Annotated in this window: 1 protein-coding gene; it reads right to left on the bottom strand. The window is 28.7% G+C overall.

Annotation, left to right across the window (positions count from 1 at the left end):
• Positions 1-21: 21 nt before the first annotated feature.
• Positions 22-543: glycosyltransferase family A protein (locus tag ACW2QF_RS19025; protein WP_455717593.1), on the bottom strand; the 522-nt coding region annotated here is incomplete at its 5' end.

Below are 543 nucleotides of genomic sequence, written 5' to 3'. Positions count from 1 at the left end.
TTTTTTTAGAAAAACCAACGATTAAATTTTGAGAATTAAAATATCTTTTCTAATGGATACATTCCCTGTTGCAAACATAATCCACTCAATACTTGTGTTTAAAACATTTTTTACTTTTCTCCAATAATACTCTTCTCTTGCTTTTTTATATAAGCTATCATTTTTCTTAATATACTCTACTTTTATTTCTTCATACTTTTCTTGGAATCTAGATACGAATAAATTCATTCGTTTTCCTAATACTACAATTCTATTATTTCCCGATTCCATATGACTCCTAACATGTTCTTCTATAAACGTAGGAACAACCATCCGATCATCATCCAAAAAAATAATTAACTCTCCACTGGCTTTCTCAATACCAGTATTTCGTGCTATAGCACGCCCCATATTTTTCTGATATACGTATGTAAGATTAATATCAGGATATTTTTTTTGAAATTCTTCTACTTCTTTTTTCGTATCATCAGAAGAACCGTCATCTACTATAACAACTTCAAAATCCTCCCAACTATATGTTTGAAAAGAAAGTGATAGTAATAT

The organism is Anaerosporobacter sp., assembly GCF_965301125.1.
This window is presented reverse-complemented; position numbering and strand designations above follow the sequence as displayed.